This window comes from Streptomyces sp. NBC_01306 (assembly GCF_026340465.1).
GTDB lineage: Bacteria > Actinomycetota > Actinomycetes > Streptomycetales > Streptomycetaceae > Streptomyces.
Genome location: NZ_JAPEPC010000001.1, coordinates 6,281,134 through 6,307,236 on the forward strand (window position 1 = coordinate 6,281,134; position 26,103 = coordinate 6,307,236).

Sequence of the window (26,103 nt, forward strand, 5' to 3'; positions counted from 1 at the left end):
AGGCTCGTTGACAAGATGACCGAGGACCTTTCGCCCGCTGAGCGTTATGCAGCCGCCCGCATCCGCGCCGTCGAGGACGCCACTGCGCTGGCCCCTTTCCGCGGCATGTACGACTTCGATCTCGATCCGTTCCAGATCGAGGCGTGCCGGGCCCTGGAGGCGGGCAAGGGTGTGCTCGTCGCGGCACCCACCGGCTCGGGCAAGACGATCGTCGGCGAGTTCGCCGTGCACCTGGCCCTGGAGCAGGGCCGCAAGTGCTTCTACACCACCCCGATCAAGGCCCTGTCCAACCAGAAGTACGCGGACCTGGCGCGGCGGTACGGGGCGGACAAGGTCGGCCTGCTCACCGGTGACAACAGCGTGAACGCGGACGCCCCGGTGGTCGTCATGACCACCGAGGTCCTGCGGAACATGCTGTACGCGGGTTCGCAGGCGCTCCTGGGGCTCGGCTATGTGGTGATGGACGAGGTGCACTACCTCTCCGACCGCTTCCGCGGCGCCGTGTGGGAGGAGGTGATCATCCATCTGCCCGATTCGGTGACCCTGGTGTCGCTCTCCGCGACCGTGTCCAACGCCGAGGAGTTCGGCGACTGGCTGGACACCGTCCGCGGCGACACCGAAGTGATCGTCTCCGAGCACCGGCCCGTCCCGCTCTGGCAGCACGTGCTCGCCGGGCGCCGGATGTACGACCTCTTCGAGGAGTCCACGGACCACGGCGGGCGGGGCGGAGCCAAGCGCGAGGTCAACCCGGACCTGCTGCGGATGGCCCGGCAGGAGAACCAGCGCACGTACAACCCGCGGGACCGCCGTCGCGGCAAGATGGTGCGTGAGGCGGACCGCGAGCGCGAGCGGCGCTCCCGCAGCCGGGTCTGGACCCCCAGCAGGGCCGAGGTCATCGCCCGGCTCGACGCCGAGGGACTGCTGCCCGCCATCACCTTCATCTTCAGCAGGGCCGGCTGCGAGGCCGCCGTCCAGCAGTGCCTCTACGCGGGGCTGCGGCTCAACTCCGACGAGGCGCGCTCCACGGTCCGCGAGATCGTCGAGGAGCGCACCGCCGCCATCCCGCGCGAGGACCTCCACGTCCTCGGGTACTACGAGTGGCTGGAAGGCCTGGAGCGGGGCATCGCCGCGCACCACGCCGGGATGCTGCCGACCTTCAAGGAGGTCGTCGAGGAGCTCTTCGTACGCGGGCTGGTGAAGGCCGTGTTCGCGACGGAGACCCTGGCGCTCGGCATCAACATGCCCGCCCGCACGGTGGTCCTGGAGAAGCTCGTCAAGTGGAACGGCGAGCAGCACGCCGACATCACCCCCGGCGAGTACACGCAGCTGACCGGCCGGGCCGGGCGGCGCGGCATCGACATCGAGGGCCACGCCGTGGTGCTCTGGCAGCGCGCCATGGACCCCGGCGCGCTCGCGGGCCTCGCCGGAACCCGCACCTACCCGCTGCGTTCCAGCTTCCGGCCCTCGTACAACATGGCCGTCAATCTGGTGCAGCAGTTCGGCCGGCACCGTTCGCGGGAGCTGCTCGAAACGTCCTTCGCGCAGTTCCAGGCCGACAAGTCGGTCGTCGGGATCTCCAAGCAGGTGCAGAAGAACGAGGAGGGCATCGCCGGCTACCGCGAGGGCATGACCTGCCACCTCGGGGACTTCGAGGAGTACGCGCGGCTGCGCCGGGACCTCAAGGACCGCGAGACGGAGCTGGCCAAGCAGGGGGCCGTGCAGCGGCGGGCCGCCGCCGCTGACGCCCTGGAGAAGCTCAAGGCGGGTGACGTCATCCATGTGCCGACCGGCAAGTTCGCCGGCCTCGCGCTGGTCCTGGACCCGGGGCTGCCGGCCGGGCGGGCCAACGGGCACCGCGGCTTCGAGGCGTACGACGGGCCGCGGCCGCTGGTGCTCACCGCCGAGCGGCAGGTCAAGCGGCTCGCCGCGATGGACTTCCCGGTGCCGGTCGAGACCCTGGACCGGATGCGGATCCCGAAGTCGTTCAACGCGAAGTCGCCCCAGTCCAGGCGCGATCTGGCGTCCGCGCTGCGGACCAAGGCCGGGCACATCGTGCCCGACCGGCACCGCAAACCGCGGGCCGCTGCCGCCGATGACCGGGAGATCGCCCGGCTCCGTACCGAGCTGCGCGCGCACCCCTGCCACGGCTGCGACGAGCGGGAGGACCACGCCCGCTGGGCCGAGCGCTACCACCGGCTGCAGCGCGACACCCGTCAGCTGGAGCGCCGGATCGAGGGGCGGACCAACACCATCGCCCGCACCTTCGACCGGATCTACGCCCTGCTGACCGAGCTGGACTACCTCCGCGGCGACGAGTCGACCGTGCACGGCAAGCGCCTCGCCCGGCTCTACGGCGAGCTGGACCTGCTGGCGTCCGAGTGTCTGCGGGCCGGTGTCTGGGAAGGTCTCAGCCCCGCCGAACTGGCCGCGTGCGCCTCGGCCCTGGTCTTCGAGGCGCGCCAGTCCGACGACGCCGTCGCGCCCAAGGTCCCCGCCGGTGCGGCGAAGACCGCGCTGGGCGAGATGGTCCGGATCTGGGGCAGGCTCGACGCCCTGGAGGAGGACTTCAAGATCAACCAGACGGAGGGCGTGGGCCAGCGCGAACCCGACCTCGGCTTCGCCTGGGCGGCCTACCAGTGGGCATCCGGCCGGGGCCTCGACGAGGTGCTGCGCGACGCCGAGATGCCGGCCGGTGACTTTGTCCGCTGGTGCAAGCAGGTCATCGACGTCCTGGGCCAGATCGCGGCGGCGGCCCCCGGCGAGAACAGCACGGTCTCGCGCAACGCCCGCAAGGCGGTCGACGCGGTGCGGCGGGGCGTGGTGGCGTACAGCTCGGTGGGCTGACCGCACATACCGAAGCGCCGTACGGGCCCCCGCGGGAGCAGTCCTGCGGGGGCCCGTACGCGTGTGCTCAGCGGCCTGCGGCCCACTCGTCGTACGCCGTCCAGGCCAGGAGCGAACGGCCGCTCTCGAAGCGGTGCTCGGTGCCGGTGACCGGGTCGGTGAACTCCAGTACCCGGGCGAGGAGTTGCAGCGGCCTGCGGAAGTCGTCCGGCGGCGGGTCGGTGACCACCGGGAAGAACGGGTCGCCGAGCAGTGGGACGCCCAGCGCGTTCATATGGACGCGCAGCTGGTGCGTACGGCCCGTGACCGGGGTGAGCCGGTAGCGCACGAGATCCCCCCTGCGGCCGGCCGCCTCGATCCGGGTCTCGCTGTTCGGCTCGCCGGGTGTCTCGAAAGCGGCGACGATCCCCGGCACCTTCTCGATGCGGCTGCGGGAGACGTGCGGCAGTTCAAGACCGGCCCGGTACGGGGCGACGCCCTCGTACTCCTTGTGTACCTTCCGGTCCCGGAACAGCGTCTGGTAGGCGCCGCGCTCCTCGGGCCGCACGGAGAACAGCACAAGCCCCGCGGTCAGCCGGTCCAGCCGGTGGGCCGGGCTCAGCGCGGGCAGCCCGAGATCCTTGCGCAGCCGTGCCAGCGCGGTCTGGGTGATGTGCCTGCCCCGCGGGGTGGTGGCCAGGAAGTGCGGTTTGTCGGCGACGACGATGTGCTCGTCGCGGTGGCGCACAGTGATGGCGAACGGTACGGGTACCTCGTCGGGGAAGTCCCGGTGGAACCAGACCGAGGCGCCCGGCAGATAAGTGGTATCGGCCAGGACCGGCCCGTCCACCCCGACGAACGCGCCCCTCCGCAGCATGGCGTCGACCTCGGCGGCGCCGCCCGGCAGCCGCTCGGCCAGGTGCTCCCTGACGGTGGTCCACGCACCGTCCACGGGAAGCCGCAAGCGCACCGCGTCGATGCCCTCGCGCTGGGGCAGGGGGCCCGGGAGCCGGGAAGTCTTGCGTCTCATGGTGGGTCAAGAGTACGAGCGGTGGAGCGGCGGGGGCACCCGCCCCGCACGCACGGCGCGGGCCGCCGCACACCTGCTGTGCGGCGGCCCGCGCCGAAGGACGTACGTCTCCCTGCTCCACCGTGACTACTTCGGCATCAGCACCGAATCGACGATGTACACCGTCGCATTGGCCGTCGGGACGTTGCCGCAGACCACGTTGGAGGTGTCGTCGACCTTGTACGAGACGCCGGAGCCCGAGGTGGTGAGCTTGCTCTTCTCCAGCGTCGGGTAGCTGCCGTTCTCCAGCATCTTGGGCGTGAGCTTCTGGCCGACGACGTGGTACGTGAGGATCTTGGTCAGCATCGCCTTGTCGTTGAGGACCTTGTCCAGCTGAGTCTTCGGGATCTTGTTGAAGGCGTCGTTGGTCGGGGCGAACACCGTGATGTTCTTGGCGCTGTTCAGGGTGTCGACCAGGCCGGCCTTCTTGACCGCGGTCACCAGCGTGGACAGCGCCGGGTTGTTCGAGGCGGCGGTGGCGACCGGGTCCTTGGCCATGCCGTTGAAGCTGCCCGCGCCGTTCTTCGGGACCGTGGTACAGCCGGGGCCGAACGGCTTGCTGGTGTCCATGGCGTTCGACTTGGTGGCCGCAGCCGAAGGCGCCTTGTCCGAGCTCGCCTTCGAGTCTCCCTTCGAGTCGTTGGACGAGCACGCGGAGAGCGCCAGCGGAAGGACGACCGCGCCGACGACGGCGAGGGTGATGCGGGGGAAGCGGTTGGTGCGCATGGGGTTCTCCTAGCGGAAAAGGCTGCTCAGACCGGCTGCAAGGGATGGGGCACATGCGGAGTGAGCCGCCGCCACGTAACGCGTCGCGCGGCGGGTGTGTCCGGGACCCGGTGCGGCCGCATCTCTCCGAAGTGCACTCACGTCGGCTATTCGCGGCCGGTGCGGTCGCGGATTGGTCTGTCGCCCGATCGTGTGACGGACCAATCCGAATGGGGTCCGGCCGCGAATACCTGATGAGGGGGTGTTGTGCCCGACATGACGTACCGGAGGGAGCGGCATGGCAGACCGGAGGCGCCGGACGGCAGTAGTGGGAAGCGGGATCGCGGGGCTGACCGCCGCGCATGTTCTCCAGCGCGCGCATGAGGTCTCGCTGTACGAGGCGTACGACCGGATCGGCGGCCACGCGCACACCCACGACATACCGTCGGCCGACGGCCGGGTGCACACGGTCGACTCCGGATTCGTCGTCCACTACAAGCGCACCTATCCGCAGTCGCTGCGGCTCTTCGCCGAACTGGGCGTTGAGACGCAGGAGTCGGAGATGAGCATGTCGGTGCGGTGCGAGGAGTGCGGCCTCCAATACGCCGGTGCGCGCGGCCTGTCCGGAATCCTCGCCCAGCCCCGCGACGCCTTCCGCGGGCGGTATCTGCGGATGCTTGCGGAAGTGCCGCGCTTCCACCGCCTGGCCCGGAAACTGCTGAAGGCCGGAGCAGACACCGAAGCACTGACCCTGGGCGAGTTCCTCGGCCGCGGCGGCTTTTCCCCGTACTTCACCTCGCACTTCAGGACCCCGCTGGTCTCAGCGGTCCGGTCCTGCGACCCGGTGACCGCCCCGGGCCACCCCGCAGGTCCGCTCTTCCGCTTCCTGGAACACCACGGCCTCCTCTCGGTGACCGGGTGTCACCGCCTACGCGGGCGCCTACCACGGCCCGGGTTCCACGAGGACGGCTGTCGCTCGGGCGCCGTCGCCGCAGAGGCACTGGGGGTGATCCGGTGAACGCCGTCTACCCGTCCACGATCACGCATGTGCGGACCGCGCCGAAGCGGCACACCATGCACCACCGCACCTATATGTGGTTGATCGACCCTGACAGGCCGCCCCGGCTGCCGAGCGTGCTGCGACCGCTCGCCCGGTTCGAGGGCCGCGACCACTTCGGCGGGGGCGATCGGACCATCCGCGAGGGGCTCGACACCTTCCTGGCCGCCCGCGGGGTCGACCTCGACGGCGGCAGTGTGCTGATGCTCGCCCACGCCCGGGTGTTCGGACATGTCTTCAACCCGCTGACCGTCTACTGGTGCCGTGACGCGGAGGGCCGGCCGCTGTGCGTCGTCGCCGAGGTGCACAACACCTACGGCGAGCGGCACTGCTATCTGCTGCGCCCCGACCCGGCGGGCCGCGACACCGTACCGAAGGAGTTCTACGTATCGCCGTTCTTCCCCGTGGACGGCGACTACCGGATGCGGCTGCCCGAACCGGGCGAGCGGCTGAATCTCGCGGTGCATCTGGAGCGCGGCGACGCGCGCCCGTTCACCGCGACCGTACGGGGAGAACGCCGGGCCGCCACCCCGGCCGTTCTGCTGCGGTCGGCGCTGCGCCACCCGTGGTCGACCATGGTCCTTTCCCTCGGAATCCGGGCACATGGCATCTGGCTGTATCTGCGCGGGCTGCCCGTCCAGCCCCGTCCCCGTCATCTGCCCCAGGAGGGCGTGAAGTGAGTGTGTCCGTCTCCCCGGCGTCTCCCGGATCCGCAGGATCTCCCGGGCCCGCCACCCCCTCGGCAGCACTGCCCCGCACCGCGGTCGACGCCGAGCGCTGGCCGGACGTGGCCCGGCTGCCGGATGCGTCCTGGCTGCGTACCGCCATCGCGGAGCACATCGTCCGCCGGGCGCTCGCCGGACTTCCGCTGCGGGTCCGCCTCGCCGGCGCCGAGACACTCGGGCGCGGTGGTCCGCTGCTCGACGTGCACGACCCCAAGGCGTTCTTCCGGCGGATCGGCGCGGGCGGGCTGATCGGCTTCGGCGAGTCCTGGATGGCGGGCGAGTGGGCGGCTGCCGACCTGGTCGGTGTGCTGACCGTGCTCGCCGATCGGGCGGCGGTCCTGATCCCCGCGCCACTGCAGAAGCTGCGCACCGTCTGGGCCAGGAAGTAGCCCGTGGCCCGGCGCAACACACCCGAGGGCTCGCGCGGGAACATCAGCCACCACTACGACCTCTCCAACGACCTGTTCGCGCTGTTCCTCGACGAGACGCTGTCGTACTCGTCGGCCCTCTTCCGCGGCTTCCCCGCCGACCGGTCGGTGCTGGCCGCAGCCCAGCACCGCAAGATCGACCGGCTGCTCGACGAGGCCGGGGTCGGCCCCGGCACCGAACTCCTGGAGATCGGCACCGGCTGGGGTGAGCTGGCCGTCCGGGCCGCCGCGCGTGGCGCCCGGGTGCGCACGGTGACGCTCTCCAGGGAACAGCGCGAGCTGGCCGTCGAGCGGATCCGCGCCGCGGGACACCAGGACAGTGTCTCGGTGGAGATCCTCGATTACCGCCGGGTCGAAGGCAGTTACGACGCGATCGTGAGCGTCGAGATGATCGAGGCGGTCGGCGCCGAGTTCTGGCCCGAGTACTTCACGACCCTCGACCGGCTGCTGGCGCCCGGCGGGAAGATCGCGCTCCAGGCGATCACCATGCCGCACGAGCGGATGCTGGCCAGCAAGGACACCCACACCTGGATCCAGAAGTACGTCTTCCCCGGCGGTCTGCTGCCGTCGACCGAGGCCATCGAGCAGATCACCGCCGAGCACACGGCGCTGCGCGTCCGGCGCCGCGAGGAGTTCGGGCCGCACTACGCCGAGACCCTGAGGCTCTGGCGCGAACGCTTCGAGGAACAGGCCGACGAAGTCGGGGCACTGGGCTTCGACCAGACCTTCCGACGGCTGTGGACCTTCTACCTCGCCTACTCCGAAGCGGGTTTCCGCTCCGGCTATCTCGACGTGCAGCAACTGCTGCTCTCCAAGGAGGAGACCTCCCGATGACGCGCCCTCAGACCCGGACCGGCGCCGCCCAGCAGCTGTTCCCGCTGGTCGAACAGCTCCTCGGCGGCCGGCTTCCGCTGCGCCTGCGGGCCTGGGACGGTTCCACCGCGGGCCCCGATGGTGCTCCCGTCGTGGTCCTGCGCTCCCGCCGCGCACTGCGCCGCCTGGTCTGGCAGCCCGACGAACTCGGCCTGGCCCAGGCCTACATCACCGGTGAACTGGACATCGAAGGCGACCTCGCCGACGGCCTGCGCACCGTGTGGAGCGCGGTCCGGGCCCGCGGGCTGCGCCCACCGCGTCTCACCGTCGCCGACCGGGCCCGCGCGCTGCGCACCGCGGTGCGGCTCGGCGCGGTCGGCCCGCGCCCCGCGCCGCCGGCCGCCGAGGCCAGGCTGCGCGGCGCACTGCACAGCAAGGCCCGGGACCGGGCCGCCATCAGTCACCACTACGACCTCTCCAACGACTTCTACGCCTTGCTGCTCGATGAGACGATGGCGTACTCGTGCGGCTACTGGACCAGTGACAAGCCGGAGTACGGTGCGGCCGACGCCCAGCGCGACAAGCTGGAACTGATCTGCCGCAAGCTCGCGCTGACCCCCGGCGCCCGGTTGCTCGACATCGGCTGCGGCTGGGGATCGCTCACCCTGTACGCGGCGCAGGAGCACCAGGTGAAGGTCACCGCCGTCACCCTGGCCGCCGAGCAGGCGGAGTACGTCAGGCGCCAGGTGGTGGAGCGCGGGCTGACCGATCTGGTCGAGGTCCGGCTCTCGGACTACCGCGACATCACCGGCGGCGACTACGACGCGGTGTCCACCATCGAGATGGGCGAGCACGTCGGCGACGAGCAGTACCCCGGCTTCACCGCCACGCTGTTCGGGATGCTCCGCCCGGCGGGCCGGGTGCTGGTCCAGCAGATGTCCCGGGGCGCGGTCGCCCCGGGCGGCGGCGCCTTCATCGAGGCGTACATCGCGCCCGACATGCACATGCGTCCGCTGGGCGAGACGGTCTCGCTCCTTGAGGGCGCGGGCCTCGAGGTACGGGCCGTGGAGTCGATGCGCGAGCACTACACCCGGACCGTCGCCGCCTGGGAGCGGACGCTGGAGGAGCGCTGGGAGGAGTTCCGCGCCCTGGTCGGTGAGGAGACCGCACGGGTCTGGCGGCTCTATCTGGTGGGCGGGCGGCTGGCGTTCGAGGAGCGCCGGATGGGCGTGGACCAGATCCTCGGCGTACGGCCCGACGACAGCGGCGCCGGCGCGATGCCCGCCACTCTGCGCGACTGGTACGCCGAGGATGCCCGCCGGTGAGCGGTTACCCGTGGGGCGCCTTCGGCCAGGGGGTGGGAGCGGCGGCCGTCGCCGCGTTCGCCGTCCTGCTGCTCACCTTCGCCGTGGCGGTGGCCAGGGGGCTGCACCGGATCGTCGACATCGTCTGGGGGCCGGCGTTCGCCGCGGTCGCGGTGGTCTCGTACGCGGTCTCGGCGGGGGAGGGCGGTGACGGGACGCGGCGGCTCGTGGTCACGGCATTGACCGTGGTCTGGGGGCTGCGGCTCGGCATCCACATCGCGCGGCGCGGACGCGGCCACGGCGAGGACGCGCGCTACGAGGCGATGCTCGCCAAGGCCCCGGGCCACCGGAACCTGTACGCCCTGCGCATGGTCTATCTGCTCCAGGCCGCCCTCGTCGTGCTCGTCTCGCTGCCGGTGCAGGCCGCGCAGTACCTGTCTGGTGCGATGGGGCCCGCCGGGTACGCGGGCTGTGCGGTATGGCTGGTCGGTCTGCTCTTCGAGGGAGTGGGGGACCGGCAGCTGGCCCGCTTCAAGGCCGATCCGGCGCACAGCGGGCGGATCATGGACCGCGGCCTCTGGTCCTGGACCAGGCACCCGAACTACTTCGGTGACTTCTGCGTCTGGTGGGGGCTTTTCCTGCTTGTCTGTGACGATCCGGTGGTGGCCGCAGCCACCGTGGTGAGTCCGCTCGTGATGAGCTTCCTGCTGATCGGCGGAAGCGGAAAGCGGCTGCTTGAGCGGCATATGGCCGACCGGCCGGGCTTCGCCGATTACACCGCGCGGACCAGTGGGTTCTTCCCGCTGCCGCCGAAGCGGAGCTGACGGGAGAGTCACAGCGAATCGTGAGGGGGCCCGGCCGGGCCCCCTCACGATCACTTCCCCCAGCCGGTTTCAGGCCGCGAACTTCATCAGTGCCAGCGGGGTGGTCGTCGGCGCCTTCGAGCCGCCGGCCGGTTCGACTGTGATGCCCATACCGGCCGCGGAGTTGACCGAGCCATCCATGAGCACGCTCTCCGAGGAGGTCGAAGGATTCAGCAGACCGGCGGAGCGCATCGTCCCGTTGTCGTTGAACCAGAGCTGGTAGACCTTGCCGCTCGGTGGCTTCGGCAGTCCCGACGTGAGGAATGCCGCTCTGTTCCTGGTGTGCGAGACGACGACCGTGCCGCTCGCCCCGTCCTTCAGCTTCCCGGTCGTGACCTTGGCGTCCGGCGCGGCGAGCACCGCGGTCAGCGCACGGGCCTGCTGCTGCGCCTGCGCAGCGGAGTTCCTGGCGTCGCCGGCCGCCCGGTGCTGCCACACGGCGATCCCGCCGAACCCGACGGCCGAGGCGAGACAGGCGGCCAGTGCGAAGCGCGAGAGCGCCCGCCCACCCCGCCCGGTGCCGCCATCGCGGTGCTGCCGGGCAATCAGCGCCGTGTCCTGGCGCTCGGTGGAGATCCGTCGCAGGACCTCCTGCTTGAGCGCGGGCGGCGCGGTCACGGTGACGGCGAGCGCCAGCCTGCCCGCTGTCGCCACCAGCTCACGGACTTCCTGGGTGCAGGCGGGACATGCCTGGAGATGCTGTTCGAATGCGGCTCGCTCGTCGGGTTCCAGGGCGTGGAGTGCGTAAGCGCCGGTGAGTATGTGCAGATCCGCTGTCATCATGGGCTGCCCCCAGGCAGTCGCGCATCCGGATGAGTCCGTCGCGCAGTCGAGTCTTGATGGTGCCGAGCGGTACGACGAGCAGCTCAGCCACTTCCCGGCAGGCAAGTCCCCGGTAGTACGCGAGTGTGTACGGCTTCCTTCACGTGGGGTTCCTCCGCAGGGGCGGGCAGGGGGCATACGAGTGCTCGATGGACATTCGGAGCGGGCCGGGCAGCGGATTGGCCGGTTGTGCGAATCGTTCCGAGTTCCCCGGAGATTCGCGATACATCGTGGTTGCCCACTCTCGGTACTCGCGATATATTCGGTGACGAGTATTCGAATGGCGGGACAGCGGCGAGGTGGTGGGTGCGGTGGCCGGAAGGCGGCGCAAACTGAGCAATCCCCTGGCCCTTGCGGTCATGGTGACGCTGCACGAACGCCCCATGCATCCGTACGAGATCGCGCAGACGCTCCGGCAGCGCGGCAAGGAGCAGAGCGTCAAGATCAATTTCGGCTCGCTCTACACGGTCGTGCAGAACCTGGAGAAGCACGGCTTCGTGGAGGTCGCCGATGTGCAGCGGCAGGGCAACCGTCCCGAGCGCACTCTGTACGGCCTCACCGACAGCGGCCGTACGGAGATGCTCGACTGGATGTCCGATCTGCTGGCCGTCCCGGCGGCCGAGTTCCCGTTGTTCGGGACCGCGCTGTCGTTCCTGGGGGTGCTGCCGCCCGGTGAGGCGACGGCGCTCCTCGCGGAGCGGCTCGGCTCGCTCGATGTGGAGGCCGCCTCACTGCGGGGCGCGCTGCACAAGCTGTACGAGACGCTGCCCCGGATCTTCCTGGTGGAGATCGAGTACAAACTGCACATGATCGAGGCCGAGGCCGACTGGATCCGCACGCTCCGCACGGAGGTCGCGGACGGGTCGCTCAGTGGTCTCGACGGATGGCGGTCTCTGCACGAGACCGGTGAAATTCCGCCCGAATGGCGGGCGTTGGAGGAGATGAACCCAGCAGACACAAGCCGCGCACACGACAGCGGCAGAGATTAGAAAGCCCTGGCGGGCGCTGTTGGAGCAGCTCCCGCCAGGGTTCGAACCCCGGACCGGACTGCCGTGCGGCAGGCCAGGCCATCGAGGTGCGGCACACCAACGATAGCCCGGCGCTCCTCACGCGGATCGGCTCGGTATGCCCGAGAACCCCCGCTCACCACAGGAGAGCCCCGTCATGAGCACCCGTGCGCCCGCAGTCCTGGCGCGGAAACTGATCAAGACCTATCCCGGCGGAATCACCGCCCTCAACGGTATGGACATCACGGTCGAGACCGGCAAGGTCTTCGGCCTCCTCGGCCCCAACGGCGCCGGAAAGTCCACGACCGTCAAGATCCTCACCACCCTCGCCCGCGCCACCAGCGGAGAGGCGACCGTGGCCGGGCACGATGTGCTGCGCCACCCCGACCGGGTACGCCGCGCCATCGGTGTGGTCGCCCAGAGGTCGGGCGCGGACCCGGTGGCCACCGGCCGCGAGAACCTGCAGCTCCAGGGCAGGCTGTACGGACTGACGGGCGCCGCGCTCAACCGGCGTGCCGACGAACTGCTCGACCGGTTCGACCTGGCCGGTGCGGGGAAGCGCGCGGTGAAGGGGTACTCCGGCGGAATGCAGCGCCGGCTGGATGTGGCGCTCGGCCTGGTCCACCGGCCCGATGTGCTCTTCCTCGACGAACCGACGACCGGGCTCGACCCGGAGGCACGCGCGGCGATGTGGGACGAGATCTCCCGGCTCGCGGGTGACGAGGGGCTGACCATTCTGCTCACCACCCACTATCTGGAGGAGGCCGACCGGCTCGCCGAACGTATCGCGATCGTCGACCGCGGCCGGGTCGTGGTGGAGGGCTCGCCCGACCAGCTCAAGGGTGAACTGCGCGGCGACGCCGTGCACATGGAGCTGCGCGCCGAGGCCGGGCGGACGTCGCTCGCCGCGGCCGTCGGCGGGCTGCCCGGCATTCACGAGGTGCTGATCGAGGGGCGCAGGATCAGCGCCCGCGCCGACGACGGCGCCGCTGCCGTGCCCGTGCTGCTCGCCGCGCTGGAGCGGGCCGGGGCCGTGGTCGCGTCGGCGACCGTCGCGCGGCCCTCCCTCGACGACGTCTATCTGCGCTACGCGGGCCGCCGCTTCTCCGAGGCGCAGGACGACCGCACCCTCGAACCCGCCACCGCCGGAGGTACCCGATGAGCGCCGTCGCCCTCCGCCAGACCTGGTATATGACGCAGCGCCAGCTGACCGCGATCCTGCGGCAGCCCGTCTTCCTGCTGATCTCGCTGATCCAGCCGGTGATCTGGCTGTTCCTCTTCGGCAACCTCTTCAAGAAGGTCGTACAGCTCGGAGGCTTCGGCACCTCCAGCTATCTGGACTACCTGATCCCCGGCATCGTGGTGATGAGCGCGCTGGGATCCAGCATGTGGGCCGGTATGGGGACCCTGGAGGAGATCGACCGCGGCACGCTCAACAGGTTCCTCACCACGCCGGTCAGCCGTACCGCGCTGATGAACGCCAACGTCGTGCAGAACGGCATCTCCACCGCCGTCCAGTCCGTGATCATCGTGCTGCTCGGGATGCTGGGCGGTGCGGACTATCCCGGCGGCGCGGGTGGACTCGCCGTGCTGGTGTTGGCGTCGATCCTGCTCGGCACGGTCTTCGGCGCGCTCTCCAACGCGCTCGGCATGCTGGTGCGCCAACGGGAGTCGATCATCGGTATCAACACGTTTCTGCTGCTGCCGCTGACCTTCCTCTCCTCCGCCTTCATGGCGCCGTCCCAGATGCCGTCCTGGATGCGGTACATCGCCGACTTCAACCCGGTCAACTGGGCCATGGTCGCGGGCCGTTCGGCGATGGCCGCTGACCCGGACCGGTTCCTGGTGCTCAGCCGCGGGGGAGCGCTGCTCGTCCTGGCGGTCGTCGCGGTCCAGCTGTCGACCCGCACGTTCCGGTCGTACCAGCGCTCTGTATAGCCCTGAACACCGCGGCACAGCCCTGAACACCGGGGCCTGAACACCGCAGCCCGAAAGGTGCGGTCTGAACACCCCTGCCCCGTACAGCGGCAGGCCCCCGCACCGAGCGCAGTGCTCGCTGCCGGGGCCTGCCGCGACGGGGAGTAGGGAGGCGGGTCAGCCCGCCTGCTCCTGCTCGGCCTCCACCTGGGCGTTCCACTCGCGCTTCGCCGCGCGCCAGGTCTCGTCGTTCTGGCCCAGCCGCCAGTAGCCCGAGATGGACAGCTGTTCGCGGGGGATCCCCCGGTCCAGCCGCAGATGGCGCCGCAGCTCCTTCACACAGCCCGCTTCGCCGTGCACGAAGGCGCTGACCTCACCCGACGGGAAGTCCAGTGCCTTCACCGCGTCGATCAGGGCCTCGCCCGCCGGGCGGTCACCGCGGTGCAGCCAGTGCACCCCGACGCCGTCCGGCGCCGCGATCTTCTGCTCCTCGGCGGGGCCCGAAACCTCCACGAACGCGTGCACCACGGCGCCCTCCGGCATCCGCTCGACCGCGGCAGCGATCGCGGGCAGCGCGCTCTCGTCACCGGCCAGCAGGTGCCAGCCGGCGGCCGGGTCCGGGGCGTAGCCGCCGCCGGGGCCGAGGAAGCGCATCGTGTCGCCGGGCCGGGCGGCGGCCGCCCACGGACCGGCAAGACCTTCGGTGCCGTGCACGACGAAGTCGACCACCAGCTCGCCCAGCGCCGGATCCCAGGACCGCACCGTGTACGTCCGGGTCACCGGCCACTGCTCGCGCGGGAACTCCTCGCGGATCCGGGCCATGTCGAACGGTTCCGGGTAGCTCACGCCCTCGGGCGCGAAGAGCACCTTGATGTAGTGGTCGGTGAACTCCGCCGCGTCGAACGCGTCCAGCCCCTCGCCGGCGAGGACCAGACGGACCATGTGCGGGGTGATCCGCTCGGTACGGACCACCTGCGCCTCGTGGGCCTGCGGTGTCTTACGGGCCGGTGCTTCCGCCACGGACGGCTCCCCTGATCGTTGTGGTTAGGCTCGCCTAAGTTAACACCTCAGCCCTGGAGAGTGGAGAGCAGGCGCTGAAGCGATCCGCCCAGGCCCCACAGGGCGCCCTGCTGTTCCAGGGTGGCGGGGTCGCGCGGCTCGGCGGGCAGGGCCGGGTCGAACGGCGGCAGCGGTACGTCCGAAGCCACCCGCACCACCTTCGGCGCCACCGCGACATAGGGGCGCGCCTCGTCCAGCTTCCTGCGCTGCGAGGGGGTGAGCCGGGACACCGGGTCGTCGACCGCGGCCATGATTCCGGCCAGATCCCCGAACGCGTCGAGCAGCTTCGCCGCGGTCTTCTCGCCGATCCCCGGAACGCCGGGCAGCCCGTCGCTCGGGTCGCCCCGCAGCAGCGCCAGGTCCACATACCCCTGGCCGGTCACCCCGTACTTCTCGCGCAGCAGCGCCTCGTCGGTGAGCTGGAGGTTTCCGACGCCCTTCAGCGGATAGAGGACCCTGATGCCGCGGGCGTCGTCCACCAGCTGGTAGAGGTCGCGGTCCCCGGTGACGATGTCGACGGGTCCGGTGGCCCGGCCGGCGAGCGTGCCGATCACGTCGTCCGCCTCGTACCCCTCGACGCCGACCCGGGCGATCCCCAGGGCATCGAGCACCTGCTCGATCATCGGCACCTGCGGGGCAAGGGTGTCCGGGGTGTCCTCCTCGTCGGGGCCCTGGTCGGTCTCCTGCGCCACCCGGTGCGCCTTGTACGAGGGGATCAGGTCGACCCGCCACTGGGGGCGCCAGTCCGCGTCCATGCAGGCGACCAGGGAGTCCGGGCGGTGGTCCTGCACCAGCCGGGCGATGAAGTCGAGCAGCCCGCGCACGGCATTGACCGGGGTGCCGTCCGGGGCCCGTACGGTGTCGGGGACCCCGAAATAGGCCCGGTAGTAGAGGGAAGCGGTGTCGAGGAGCATCAGGCGTCGCGTCACACCCCGATCATGCCGCACGCCACTGACAGCTCACCCGAAGTGAGCTGGGTCACTCTTCTGTTTGGGCCGCATAAAGGTGGGCAGGCGCCGCCACGGAGCGGAACCAGTAGCAGATTCAAGTATTGCGAGGGTGAAGCGGACCGATACCGCGCCGCTCCACGACCCGTCGACACGGGGGTGGCAGGTCGTATTCGTTTCAACGCGTGAGGTGTATGTGTCCAGGCTGCAAGCCGACCGCTTGTACAAAGTGTTCGGCAGACGACCCGATGAAGCCGTGCGGAAACTCGAGAACGGCACCGGCCGCGATGAGCTGCGCGGTGAAGGGACGACTGCTGCGGTCATCGACGCATCCTTCACCGTCGAGCCGGGCCACATCTTCGTGGTCATGGGTCTCTCGGGATCCGGCAAGTCCACGCTGCTGCGCATGCTCAACGGACTCCTGGAGCCGACGTCGGGCCGTGTGCTCTTCGACGGCCAGGACCTGACCGCGCTCAGCGACAGCGAGCTGCGCGAGGTCCGCTCGAAGAAGATCAGCATGGTCTTCCAGCACTTCGCGCTCTTCCCCCACCGCAGCGTCCTGGAGAACGCCGGCTACGGCCTGGAGGTCCAGGGCGTGCCCCGCGCGGAGCGCGACAAGCGGGCGGCCGAGGCCCTGGAGATGACGGGTCTCGCGGGCTGGGAGAACTCCTGGCCCGACGAGCTGTCCGGCGGTATGCAGCAGCGTGTGGGCCTGGCCCGCGCGCTCGCCACCGACGCCGACCTGCTGCTGATGGACGAGTCCTTCAGCGCGCTCGACCCGCTGATCCGCCGCGACATGCAGGACCAGCTGCTCGAACTGCAGAAGCGGCTGAAGAAGACGATCGTCTTCATCACCCACGACCTCAATGAGGCCATGCGCCTCGGCGACAGTATCGCGGTCATGCGCGACGGTGAGATAGTCCAGCTCGGCTCCGCCGAGGACATCCTCATCACGCCGGCCAACGACTACGTCGCCTCCTTCACCAAGGACGTGGACCGCACGCGGGTCCTCACCGCCGCGGCGATGATGACCGACGACCACCGCCCCGACGCGGGCACCTGCGGCTGCGAGACCGTCACGCCCGACACCACCTTCGCCGACCTGTGCGGCGTGAGCGCGCGTGTCCCGCACGACGTGTCCGTGAAGAACGCCCAGGGCAAGATCGTCGGAGTCGTGCAGCAGTCCCGTCTCATAGGATTCCTCGGCGAGTACGCCGAGGCCCCGCTGGCCTGCGACGCAGCCCCCAAGAACAAGGCGGTCGCCAGTGCCTAGGTTCCATTTCGGCGACTGGGTCGAAAACATCGTCAAATGGCTGACGGACAACGTCGGCTGGCTCTTCGACGCCATCAACAGCGTGCTCACGCACATGTACAACGGCGTCGACGCGGTACTGGGCGGCGGTGAGCCGCTGCTGATGGCGGGCATCTTCGCCGTCCTCGCCTTCTGGCTGCGCGGACTGATACCGGCGGTGCTGACCTTTGTCGGCTTCGCCCTGATCGACTCCCTCTCCCTCTGGGACGACGGGATGGAAACGCTGTCGCTGGTGATCGTCGCGGCGGCCATCACGATCGTGATCGCGGTGCCGCTGGGTATCTGGGCGGCGCGCAACGCGAAGGTCGGCGCCGTGGTGCGCCCGGTGCTCGACGTCATGCAGACGATGCCCGCCTTCGTCTACCTGATCCCGGGCGTCATGTTCTTCGGCGTCGGGGTGACCCCCGGCGTGATCGCCACGATCGTCTTCGCGATGCCCCCGGGCGTCCGGATGACCGAGCTCGGCATCCGGCAGGTCGACGGCGAACTGGTCGAGGCCGCCGAGGCGTTCGGCACCACCCCGCGCAACATCCTGCGCCGGGTCCAGCTGCCCCTCGCGCTGCCGACCATCATGGCCGGTGTCAACCAGGTCATCATGCTCGCGCTCTCCATGGTCGTCATCGGCGGTATGGCCGGTGCGGGCGGTCTCGGTGAGAAGGTCTACGCGGCCATCACCCAGCTCCAGGTCGGTCTCGCCGCCGAGAGCGGTGTGGCCGTGGTCATCCTCGCCATCTATCTGGACCGGATGACCGGCGCCCTCAACCAGCGCGTCTCCCCGCTCGGCCGGCGGGCCGCCGCGAAGGCGGCCTCCGTGGCCCAGAAGTGGAGCTTCGCGCACTACCGCCCCGGCACCACCGTCGCCATGATCGGCGTCGTGATCCTGGGGCTCGTCGCGGGCGGCATGAACCTCGGCTCGGCCTCCGACAGCAACGGCTCGTCGCAGGCGGGCTCGGACGTCGGCCACGGCAAGCAGATCAAGATGGGGTACATCCCCTGGGACGAGGGCATCGCCTCCACGTACCTGTGGAAGGAGCTGCTGGAGGAGCGCGGCTACACGACCGACGTCAAGCAGCTCGACGCCGGCCCGCTCTACTCCGGTGTGGCCCGCGGCGACATCGACTTCCAGACCGACTCCTGGCTGCCGACGACCCACAAGGACTACTGGAACAAGTACAAGTCCCAGCTCGATGACATGGGCACGTGGTACGGCCCGACGTCGCTCGAACTGACGGTGCCTTCGTATGTCAAGGGTGTGAAGTCCCTGGCGGATCTGAAGGGCAAGGGCAAGGAGTTCAACGGCAAGATCATCGGTATTGAGTCGAGTGCCGGTGAGATGGGTCTGCTGAACAAGAAGGTCCTGAAGGCCTACGGGTTGCAGGGTGAGTACAAGGTGGTGTCGTCGAGTACGTCGTCGATGCTGGCGCAGCTGGCCCGCTCCATCAAGAAGAAGGAGCCGGTCGTGGTGGTGCTGTGGTCGCCGCACTGGGCGTACGGCAAGTACGACCTGACGAAGCTCAAGGACCCGAAGGGTGCCTGGGGCAAGAGCGACTCGATCCACACCGTCGCGCACAAGGGCTTCGACAAGAAGGACCCGACGGTCGCGAAGTGGCTCAAGGACTTCAAGCTCACCGAGGACCAGCTGACCAGCCTGGAGAACTCGGTCCAGGCCGCCGGTGAGGGCCACGAGCAGGACGGTGTGCGCGCCTGGCTGAAGAAGAACCCGGGCATGGCCGCCAAGCTCGCGCCCGTCGCGAAGGGTGCGGGCGCCCCGCAGAAGGGCAAGGACGCCGGCAAGAGCGTCAACCTGGGCTTCTTCCCGTGGGACGAGGCCATCGCCTCCACATACCTCTGGGACAACATCCTGGAGGACCGCGGCTACAAGCCCAACGTCAAGCAGCTCGACCCCGGGCCGCTGTACACCGCGCTGGCCCAGGGCCAGGAAGATGTGCAGTTCGACTCCTGGCTGCCGACGACCCACAAGCAGTACTGGGACAGATACAAGAGCAAACTCACCGATGTCGGCTCCTGGTACGGCCCGACGTCACTTGAGCTGTCCGTGCCTTCGTATGTCAAGGGTGTGAAGTCCCTGGCGGATCTGAAGGGCAAGGGCAAGGAGTTCAACGGCAAGATCATCGGTATTGAGTCGAGTGCCGGTGAGATGGGTCTGCTGAACAAGAAGGTCCTGAAGGCCTACGGGTTGCAGGGTGAGTACAAGGTGGTGTCGTCGAGTACGTCGTCGATGCTGGCGCAGCTGGCCCGCTCCATCAAGAAGAAGGAGCCGGTCGTGGTGGTGCTGTGGTCGCCGCACTGGGCGTACGGCAAGTACGACCTGACGAAGCTCAAGGACCCGAAGGGTGCCTGGGGCAAGAGCGACTCGATCCACACCGTGGCCCGCAAGGACTTCGGCAAGGACCTGCCCGAGCTGAACGGCTGGCTGAAGAACTTCAAGCTCAGCGAGGACAAGCTCAACTCCCTGGAGGTCGCGATCCAGGACGGCGGTGCGGGCAAGGAGAAGGAGTCCGCTCGCAAGTGGCTCGACGCGAACCCGGGCCTGGAGGACAAGCTGGCGCCTGTCGGCAGCTGATCCGGTTTCTCCCGCGGGATCTTCCGCGGAAGGCTCTCCCGCGAGGGGCGGGCAACGCCACCGGCGTTGTCCGCCCCTCGCGGCGTTCCGGGCTCCGTGCCGTCAACTTCGTACCGCAGATCCGCACTTGGGGAGGCGGGTCCGCGCGGTGCCGGATGCGGGCGCGCGGTTGTGCGGCGGAGCGGTTGTACGACGCGGGTGTGGCAGGAGGACCCTCCGGTGGCCCGAAGCTGCGTAAGGTGCTTGCAGACACGACGGGCGACAGGGCAAGGGGAGGGGAACCAGAGATGGACGCTAAGGAGAAGGAGGCGTTCCGGGTGGGTGCCGCCGTCCGCAGGCGCCGCCGCACACTGGGACTCACCCTCGCCAAGGTCTCCGCGCGCAGCGGACTCTCGGTGCCCTTCCTCAGCCAGATCGAGAACCAGCGGGCGCGGCCGAGCGAGCGCTCGCTCCAGCGGGTCGCCGACGCGCTGGAGACCACGGCCGTGGAACTGCTGGCCGCGTCCGACGCGGGACGCACGGTCGACGTCGTCCGTGCGACGGCCGCCACCGGGGCCGTGCCGGACCCCGAGCCGCAGATCCGGGACCTGGTGCGCGGACACCACCAGCTGCACGCCATGGAGTTCACGGGCGAGCAGGAGACCGGGCGCGAGTTCCAGCACCGCAACGACGAGGTGCTGTACGTGGCCGAGGGCGCGGCCGAGGTGGAGGCGGAGGGCCGGGCGTACCGACTGGAGCGCGGCGACAGCCTGTTCCTCTCCGGGGGAGTACGGCACCGCTGGCGTGCCACGGCGCCCGAGACCCGGATCGTCGTCGTCGCTGTCGCCGAGCACGTCGACGCGACGGCCGCCCCGCGGTGCTAGGGCCTGCGGTGCCAGGACCCGTCGTCCGGACCGGGCCCCCGGTGCCGGGGGCCTGACTCTAGAGTGACCGGATGACCCACACGACCCCGCCCGGCTGGTACCCGGACGCCGGCCTGCCCGCCACCGAGCGGTGGTGGGACGGCGCGGCCTGGACCGCGCACACCCGCCCGCTCGACGCCGTACCGCAGCAGCCGGGACCGCACCGGCCCGGATCGCACCAAGCCGTACCGCACGGCTTCGGTCCGCCGCCGCCCGCGCCGGCGGCCGGGCGCGGGCCCGGCGGGCTGCCGCGTGCGGTGCCGATCGCCGTCGGCGCGGTGGTCGCCGTCGCCCTGGCCGTGACGGTGGTGGTCACCGTGGTCAACAGCGGCGGTCACGGCAGAACGGCGCACTCCCCGTCCGCCACCGGCGTGCCCGCCTCGCACCAGGCCACGGCCGCCGGGACACACGGCCCGAACACCGCCGCGCCGCCGACCGACGACCCCTCGCTGCTCGTCGACGAGCTGAACGGCATCACCCTGCCGGTCCCGGCCGGCTGGGAGAAGCCGACGAGCACGGTCGATGACGTGACGACCATGCGGACCAGCCACTCCTACGAGTGCCCCGGCGACTCGGCCTCGTTCTGCTACCACGGCACGGTGACCTCACGCACCGCCGACGAGACCGAACTCCCCTCGGCGGAGGCCGTGGCCAAGGCGGACATCAAGGACGCCGCCGACAGCTCGTACGACAGGGATCTCGTCGGAGATCTCAACTACGACGGCATCACCTCGCACACCCGGCTCAAGTCCCAGTCCGTGGTGGTCGCGGGCCGCACCGGCTATCTGGTGCGCTGGCGGGTCAGGACCGGTGCGGGGCCCGGCGGTTACGTGCAGACCGTCGCCTTCCCGTCGTCGCTCGGCTCCGAGTCGATGGTGGTGGTGCGCTTCGCCTTCGACGCCGGGCCGGACGGACCGCCGCTGGGCGGCATGGACACCATCACCAGCGGGATCCGGCCCATCGGCGATGCCACCAGCGGCGGGGTGGGCAGCAGGATCGGTCACTGACGCCCCCTCAGGCCGGAGCGGGAACCAGGGAGTCAGGGAATCACGGAGAGAAGAGGGCAACGGGGCGCCGGGTCGGGGAGCTACAGGAAGGTGTGCCCCTCACCGCGGTACGTCGGCGCGGTCCCGGTCACCCGGTCCCCCTCGATCAGCTGCAGCGCGTCGAACCGCTCGCACAGCTCGCCCGACTTCGCGTGCCGGAACCACACCTTGTCACCGATGAGCAGATCGTCGGCGGGTGAGCCCAGCAGGGGTGTCTGGACCTCGCCCGGCCCCTCCTGCGGGTCGTAGCGAAGGCCCTCCGGAAGGTACGGGACGGGCAGCCGGTCCGCCCCCGCCGCGCCCGACGCGGGGTAGCCGCCGCCGAGCACGGTCACCACGCCCACGCCCGGCCTGCGCACCACCGGCATGGCGAAGAGGGCCGCCGGACGCCCGGTGAAAGAGGTGTAGTTGTCGAAGAGCCGCGGCACATAGAGGCCGGAACCCGCCGCGATCTCGGTCACCGCGGCCTCGGCCGCCGTGTGCTGGACGCTGCCCGTCCCACCGCCGTTCACGAACTCCAGGTCGGGCGCCACCGCCCGCACCGCCCGCACCACGGCGGCCCGCCGGGCCGCCAGCTCCCTGCGGGCCGCCGACTGCATCAGCCGCACCGCGCGGGAGCGCAGCGGCCGTCCGGCCACCGAGTCGCCGACCCCGGCGATATGGCCCTCGTACGCCATGAGGCCCACCAGCCGGAACCCCGGACGGCGCGCCACCGACCTTGCCAGCTCGGCGAGTTGGGCGGGCTCGCGCAGCGGCGACCTGAGCGCCCCGATCCGTACCCGGCCGGCGAGCATCCGGAGCGAGGTGTCCAGCTCCAGGCAGACCCTGATCTCCTCGCGGCCGCCGGCCCGTGCGCGGTCGATCAGCTCCAGCTGGGCCGGATCGTCCACCATGACGGTCACGGCGGCGGCGAGCTTGGGGTCGCCGGCCAGCTCGGCGTAGCCACCGCGGTCGGCCGACGGGTACGCGAGGAGCACGTCGTCGAAGCCCGAACGCGCCAGCCACAGCGACTCCGCCAGGGTGAAGGACATCAGTCCCTCGAACCCGTCCCGCTCCAGCACCCGTTCCAGGAGCGCCCGGCAGCGTACGGACTTGCTGGCCACCCGGATCGGTTTGCCCGCCGCGCGGCGGACCAGGTCGTCGGCGTTGGCGTCGAAGGCTTCGAGATCGACGATCGCCAGCGGGGCATCGAGAGCGGCGGTGGCCCGGTCGTACCGGGTCCGGTCAGCAGCACGGGGCGTCATGGCCGAAGCCTGCCAGACATGAATACCGGAGGGTAGGGGGATGTTCTGGGCAGATGCCCCGTGCGTACCGTCCGGTTCCCGCAGGTCCCGTGCCAGCCCGTAGAGTGACCGACGGACCCGCCAGGAAGGCGAATTCGGGCGGACGCACAGGGGGGCGGATGAGTACCGAGGCGCGACGTGCCCCCTTCCCGTCCTTCCCGCCCCGCCCGAAGGAACCGCCGCCCGCGCGGACCGGCACGGGGGAGCCCCCGGCAGAGACCCCCACCGAGACGACCACCCGGCTGCGCCCGGTCGTCGAATCGCCCGCACCCGCAACATCCGCAGTACCTGCACCCGCAGCATCGGCAGTATCCGCTGCATCGTCCGCATCCCAGGAATCCGCGGCATCGTCCGCAGCATCTCCTGAGTCTCCCGAACCGCCCGGCACGTCAGCCGGTTCACGGGCCGGAACGTCCGCCCCGCGGTCCGGCGTCCCGCCCCGGCCCACCACCGCGCCGCCGGCCTACCCGCCCCGGCCTCCGGTGCCCCCGGCCACCCGCCGCCGTCCGGTCGGCGCCGTCGATCTCACCCCGCGGCCGGGCGCGGGCGGCCCGGCGATCCGTACACAGCCGCATCCGGTCGCCGACGAGACGCCGGTGGAGACGACCACCCGGCTGCGGCCCGTTCCGGCCCGGCACCCCGCCAGGGCCGCGGCGGCCGCGGCCTGTGTGGTCCTCGGGCTCGGACTGCTCGGCGGCGCGGCCGCCGGGAGCATGCTGAGCGGTGACAGCGCGGCGGCCGGCCCCAGCGACGGGTTCACCGCATCGCGCGGCCTGTGGCACAGCACCCCTGTCGACACCCTCTTCCCCCCGACGCTCAAGGGCATCGGCGCGGGCCCCGGCGGTGCCGACCGCACCTGGACCAGGGTGGGTGTCGCGCCGGACAGCACGTGCACGGGCCGGCTCGACCCCATGCTGCTGCGGGCGCTCCAGCCGGTGGGCTGCACCAGGATGGTGCGCGCGACGTACACCGACGCCACCAGCAGCAGCGTGACCACGGTCGGGATGGTCTTCACGGAGGCGGACCCGGCGGCGATGTCCGCCCTGCACAAGAGGTTCGCGGCCGAGGGGCTCGACCGGCGCACCGATCTGATGCCCGGCACCTACCCGGTGAAGTCCACCGACGCCGCCTCCTTCGGCGACCGGCAGCGGGCGAGCTGGACGGTGAGCATCCTGACGGACGCGCCGGTGGTCATGTACGCGGTCTCGGGGTTCGCCGACGGGCGGACGGTCACCGATCCGCAGCCCGCCGCCGTGGCCATGGAGGAGTCGCAGACAACGGCCGCGGCCCAGGCGGGACTCGGCCACGAGGCCAAGGGCGTCGAGGAGCGGGTCGAGCGGGCGCTGCGCAAGAACGTCGCCGCGGCGGAGAAGCCCTGAACCGCAACCGACCAGGAAGCCCTGAACCGCAACGGACGGGCAGCCCTGACCCGCAACCGGGCGGGAATCCCTGACCGCACAGCGAAGCCCCGAACCGCACGGAGGAGCACCGATGAGACGCCGAGGACCGACCGTACTCACGGCCGTGCTGGCCGCCGCGGCCCTCACCGTGCTGCCCGCCGCGCCCGCGAGCGCCGACTCCATCCGCGCCCAGCAGTGGGAACTGGCCGCCATGCACACCCAGCAGGCCTGGCGTACGACCAAGGGCCGGGGCGTCACGGTCGCCGTGCTCGACACCGGAGTCGACAGCGCCAACCCCGATCTCACGGGGCAGGTGCTGCCCGACAAGGACCTGATCGGCTTCGGAGCGAAGCGCGGCGACCGGTCCTGGGCCCGGCACGGCACCGCGATGGCGGGCATCATCGCCGGACACGGCCACGGCCCCGGCCATGTGGACGGCGTCCTGGGCATCGCACCCGAGGCGCACATCCTGCCGGTCCGGGTGATCCTCGAAGGCAGCGACCCGGCGATCAAGAAGGCCCGTGCCTCGCGAGGCGGCGCCCTGGCCACCGGTATCCGCTGGGCGGCCGACCACCACGCCGATGTCATCAACCTCTCCCTCGGTGACGACAGCGCGTCCGCCCGCCCGGAGCCCGGCCAGGACTCCGCCGTCCAGTACGCCCTCTCCAAGGGCTCGGTCGTCGTCGCGTCGGCGGGCAACGGCGGCGAGGACGGGGACCACATCTCCTACCCGGCCGCCTACCCGGGCGTGATCGCGGTGACCGCCGTCGACCGGTACGGCACCCATGCCTCCTTCTCCACCCGCCGCTGGTACGCCACGGTCAGCGCCCCCGGCGTCGACGTCGTGATCGCCGACCCCGACCGCAAGTACTACGAGGGCTGGGGCACCAGCGCGGCGTCCGCGTTCGTCTCGGGCGCGGTCGCGCTGGTGCGGGCCGCGTACCCGGACCTCACTCCGGCACAGATCAAGAAGCTGCTCATGGACACCGCCCGGGACGCCCCGCAGGGCGGCCGCGACGACTCCCGCGGTTACGGCATGGTCGACCCCGCGGCCGCGCTCGCGGCGGCGGCGAAGCTCGCCCCGGCGCAGATCCGTACGGAGGCCGCCGGTTACGGGAAGAAGTACTTCGGGCCGGGCCCCGACGCGGAGCCGGGCGGCGGAGACGCCGGTGTCTGGGTCGTCCCGCTCGCGGGCGGCGCGGGGGTGCTGCTGCTGGCCGGCGCCCTGGTGCTGTGGCGCCGGGGACCGTCCAGGACCCCGCGCGGCGCCGGATTCAGCCGGTTCCGCCGGTCGCTGTGACGGCGGCCCGCGCCGCCGCCCCGGTGACCGCGATCCCCGCCGGCAGGGTCGTGTGCCCCTCGGAGAGCACGGCGATCAGCCGGCCGCCGGCCCCCGTGGTCACCAGCCCGATGCTGTTGACGGTCCAGCGGGCGGCGGAGCCGCGCGGGAGCCAGCCGTTCTTCAGCGCCCAGCTGCTCCCCGCCGCCGAGACGCCCCACGCCTGACCGGGCACCACCTGCGCCATCAGCGCCGTGAGGACGCGGCGCGAGGCCGGTGCCAGCTCGGAATCAGTGCCGAACACCGCCCGCAACAGGGCCAGTTGATCCCCGGCGGTGGTCCGGGTCAGACCCCACTCGCCGTTGGCGCCGCCCCGGGTGCGGGTGAGCCCGAGCCGCCGGACACCCGAGTCGAACCCCCGCGCACCGCCGATCGTCTTCCACAGTGCGGTGGCCGACGCGTTGTCGCTGTGCTCGATCATCGGCGCGGCGAGAGCCAGCTCCGGGGCGCCGGGACCGCGACCGGCGTCCTGCGCCCGCAGCAGCAGCGTCGCCAGGATGCCCACCTTCACGATGCTGGCCGTGTGGTAACTGCCGTTCCCGTACGCGGCGGTGGCGCCGGTCGCCGTGTCGAGCACCGCGACCGACAGCGAGGCGCCCCCGGCGACGGAACGCAGCGCACGGGCCAGTACCGCGTCCGGATCCACTTCGGCCCTCCCGGCGCTGCCCGCCTGCGCCCGCCGCGGCGGCGACGGGCGA

The 26,103-nt window shown here is 70.9% G+C and carries 20 protein-coding genes and 3 pseudogenes; 15 read left to right on the top strand and 8 right to left on the bottom strand.

All coding sequences use genetic code 11. The features are described 5' to 3' along the window. Nucleotides 1-15 precede the first annotated feature (15 nt). Nucleotides 16-2,844, top strand: a complete 2,829-nt coding sequence (locus tag OG385_RS27775; protein WP_266858733.1) for an RNA helicase — start codon at nucleotides 16-18, stop codon at nucleotides 2,842-2,844. Nucleotides 2,845-2,911: 67 nt separating this feature from the next. Here OG385_RS27775 and OG385_RS27780 read toward each other — a convergent pair whose 3' ends face one another. Both OG385_RS27780 and OG385_RS27785 read right to left on the bottom strand, forming a co-directional pair. Next, nucleotides 2,912-3,853, bottom strand: coding sequence for an RluA family pseudouridine synthase (locus OG385_RS27780; RefSeq protein ID WP_266858735.1), 942 nt, complete (start codon nucleotides 3,851-3,853; stop codon nucleotides 2,912-2,914). Nucleotides 3,854-3,979: 126 nt separating this feature from the next. After that, nucleotides 3,980-4,618 (bottom strand): fasciclin domain-containing protein, encoded by a 639-nt coding sequence (locus OG385_RS27785; protein ID WP_266858737.1) that lies wholly within the window; start codon nucleotides 4,616-4,618, stop codon nucleotides 3,980-3,982. 277 nt (nucleotides 4,619-4,895) lie between these two features. On the opposite strand from OG385_RS27785, the pseudogene OG385_RS27790 reads away from it, so the two are divergent. The 5 genes and pseudogenes from OG385_RS27790 to OG385_RS27810 form a co-directional block, all read left to right on the top strand. Then, nucleotides 4,896-5,510, top strand: a pseudogene (locus tag OG385_RS27790) (NAD(P)-binding protein); the annotation flags it as partial. Nucleotides 5,511-5,611: 101 nt separating this feature from the next. Then, on the top strand, nucleotides 5,612-6,334 hold the full coding sequence (locus OG385_RS27795) for a DUF1365 domain-containing protein (protein ID WP_266858739.1): 723 nt from the start codon (nucleotides 5,612-5,614) through the stop codon (nucleotides 6,332-6,334). 68 nt (nucleotides 6,335-6,402) lie between these two features. After that, nucleotides 6,403-7,641 (top strand): annotated as a pseudogene (locus OG385_RS27800) (class I SAM-dependent methyltransferase). Beyond that, the gene (locus tag OG385_RS27805) at nucleotides 7,638-8,945 is read left to right on the top strand and encodes a cyclopropane-fatty-acyl-phospholipid synthase family protein (RefSeq protein ID WP_266858741.1); all 1,308 of its coding nucleotides are present in this window, start codon (nucleotides 7,638-7,640) and stop codon (nucleotides 8,943-8,945) included. Before OG385_RS27800 ends, OG385_RS27805 begins: the two are co-directional and overlap by 4 nt. Next, complete coding sequence (locus OG385_RS27810) at nucleotides 8,942-9,748, top strand: DUF1295 domain-containing protein (protein WP_266858743.1); 807 nt, start codon at nucleotides 8,942-8,944, stop codon at nucleotides 9,746-9,748. The genes OG385_RS27805 and OG385_RS27810 overlap by 4 nt, the downstream gene beginning before the upstream one ends. 69 nt (nucleotides 9,749-9,817) lie before the next feature. Here the strand turns inward: OG385_RS27810 and OG385_RS27815 are convergent, their stop codons facing one another. Then, nucleotides 9,818-10,570 (bottom strand): anti-sigma factor, encoded by a 753-nt coding sequence (locus tag OG385_RS27815; protein WP_266858745.1) that lies wholly within the window; start codon nucleotides 10,568-10,570, stop codon nucleotides 9,818-9,820. A 1-nt stretch (nucleotide 10,571) separates the two neighbouring features. Continuing rightward, nucleotides 10,572-10,709 (bottom strand): annotated as a pseudogene (locus OG385_RS27820) (RNA polymerase subunit sigma); the annotation flags it as partial. Nucleotides 10,710-10,920: 211 nt separating this feature from the next. Between OG385_RS27820 and OG385_RS27825 the strand changes: the two are divergent. From OG385_RS27825 to OG385_RS27835, 3 genes are all read left to right on the top strand, one after another. Continuing rightward, entirely contained in the window at nucleotides 10,921-11,598 is a 678-nt protein-coding gene (locus OG385_RS27825) for a PadR family transcriptional regulator (protein ID WP_266858747.1), read from the top strand. A 175-nt stretch (nucleotides 11,599-11,773) separates the two neighbouring features. Then, the gene (locus OG385_RS27830) at nucleotides 11,774-12,778 is read left to right on the top strand and encodes an ATP-binding cassette domain-containing protein (RefSeq protein WP_266858749.1); all 1,005 of its coding nucleotides are present in this window, start codon (nucleotides 11,774-11,776) and stop codon (nucleotides 12,776-12,778) included. Continuing rightward, a complete protein-coding gene (locus OG385_RS27835; protein ID WP_266858750.1) occupies nucleotides 12,775-13,554 on the top strand; it encodes an ABC transporter permease in 780 nt (259 codons plus the stop codon). The genes OG385_RS27830 and OG385_RS27835 overlap by 4 nt, the downstream gene beginning before the upstream one ends. A 156-nt stretch (nucleotides 13,555-13,710) precedes the next feature. On the opposite strand, the gene OG385_RS27840 is transcribed toward OG385_RS27835, so the two are convergent. Beyond that, nucleotides 13,711-14,553, bottom strand: a complete 843-nt coding sequence (locus OG385_RS27840; RefSeq protein WP_266858751.1) for a siderophore-interacting protein — start codon at nucleotides 14,551-14,553, stop codon at nucleotides 13,711-13,713. A gap of 47 nt (nucleotides 14,554-14,600) precedes the next feature. Next, on the bottom strand, nucleotides 14,601-15,506 hold the full coding sequence (locus tag OG385_RS27845) for a 5'-3' exonuclease (protein WP_266861211.1): 906 nt from the start codon (nucleotides 15,504-15,506) through the stop codon (nucleotides 14,601-14,603). A 223-nt stretch (nucleotides 15,507-15,729) separates the two neighbouring features. Here OG385_RS27845 and OG385_RS27850 point away from each other — a divergent pair, with 223 nt between their 5' ends. From OG385_RS27850 to OG385_RS27865, 4 genes are all read left to right on the top strand, one after another. Next, nucleotides 15,730-16,812 carry a glycine betaine/L-proline ABC transporter ATP-binding protein gene (locus tag OG385_RS27850; RefSeq protein WP_266861213.1) on the top strand — a complete coding sequence of 361 codons (1,083 nt, stop codon included), beginning with the start codon at nucleotides 15,730-15,732 and terminating at the stop codon, nucleotides 16,810-16,812. Then, a complete protein-coding gene (locus OG385_RS27855) occupies nucleotides 16,805-19,435 on the top strand; it encodes an ABC transporter permease/substrate binding protein (protein WP_266858753.1) in 2,631 nt (876 codons plus the stop codon). The genes OG385_RS27850 and OG385_RS27855 overlap by 8 nt, the downstream gene beginning before the upstream one ends. A 287-nt stretch (nucleotides 19,436-19,722) precedes the next feature. Further along, a complete protein-coding gene (locus OG385_RS27860; protein ID WP_266858754.1) occupies nucleotides 19,723-20,298 on the top strand; it encodes a cupin domain-containing protein in 576 nt (191 codons plus the stop codon). A 71-nt stretch (nucleotides 20,299-20,369) separates the two neighbouring features. After that, nucleotides 20,370-21,344 carry a DUF2510 domain-containing protein gene (locus OG385_RS27865; RefSeq protein WP_266858756.1) on the top strand — a complete coding sequence of 325 codons (975 nt, stop codon included), beginning with the start codon at nucleotides 20,370-20,372 and terminating at the stop codon, nucleotides 21,342-21,344. An 80-nt stretch (nucleotides 21,345-21,424) separates the two neighbouring features. On the opposite strand, the gene OG385_RS27870 is transcribed toward OG385_RS27865, so the two are convergent. Next, the gene (locus OG385_RS27870; protein ID WP_266858758.1) at nucleotides 21,425-22,627 is read right to left on the bottom strand and encodes an amino acid deaminase/aldolase; all 1,203 of its coding nucleotides are present in this window, start codon (nucleotides 22,625-22,627) and stop codon (nucleotides 21,425-21,427) included. A gap of 521 nt (nucleotides 22,628-23,148) precedes the next feature. Here OG385_RS27870 and OG385_RS27875 point away from each other — a divergent pair. Continuing rightward, nucleotides 23,149-24,045 (top strand): hypothetical protein, encoded by an 897-nt coding sequence (locus OG385_RS27875; RefSeq protein ID WP_266858760.1) that lies wholly within the window; start codon nucleotides 23,149-23,151, stop codon nucleotides 24,043-24,045. A 112-nt stretch (nucleotides 24,046-24,157) separates the two neighbouring features. Beyond that, nucleotides 24,158-25,366 (top strand): type VII secretion-associated serine protease mycosin, encoded by a 1,209-nt coding sequence (gene mycP, locus OG385_RS27880; protein ID WP_266858762.1) that lies wholly within the window; start codon nucleotides 24,158-24,160, stop codon nucleotides 25,364-25,366. Here the strand turns inward: mycP and OG385_RS27885 are convergent. Continuing rightward, nucleotides 25,341-26,051 (bottom strand): serine hydrolase, encoded by a 711-nt coding sequence (locus OG385_RS27885; protein ID WP_266858764.1) that lies wholly within the window; start codon nucleotides 26,049-26,051, stop codon nucleotides 25,341-25,343. The genes mycP and OG385_RS27885 overlap by 26 nt on opposite strands. Between the last annotated feature and the right edge of the window lie 52 nt (nucleotides 26,052-26,103).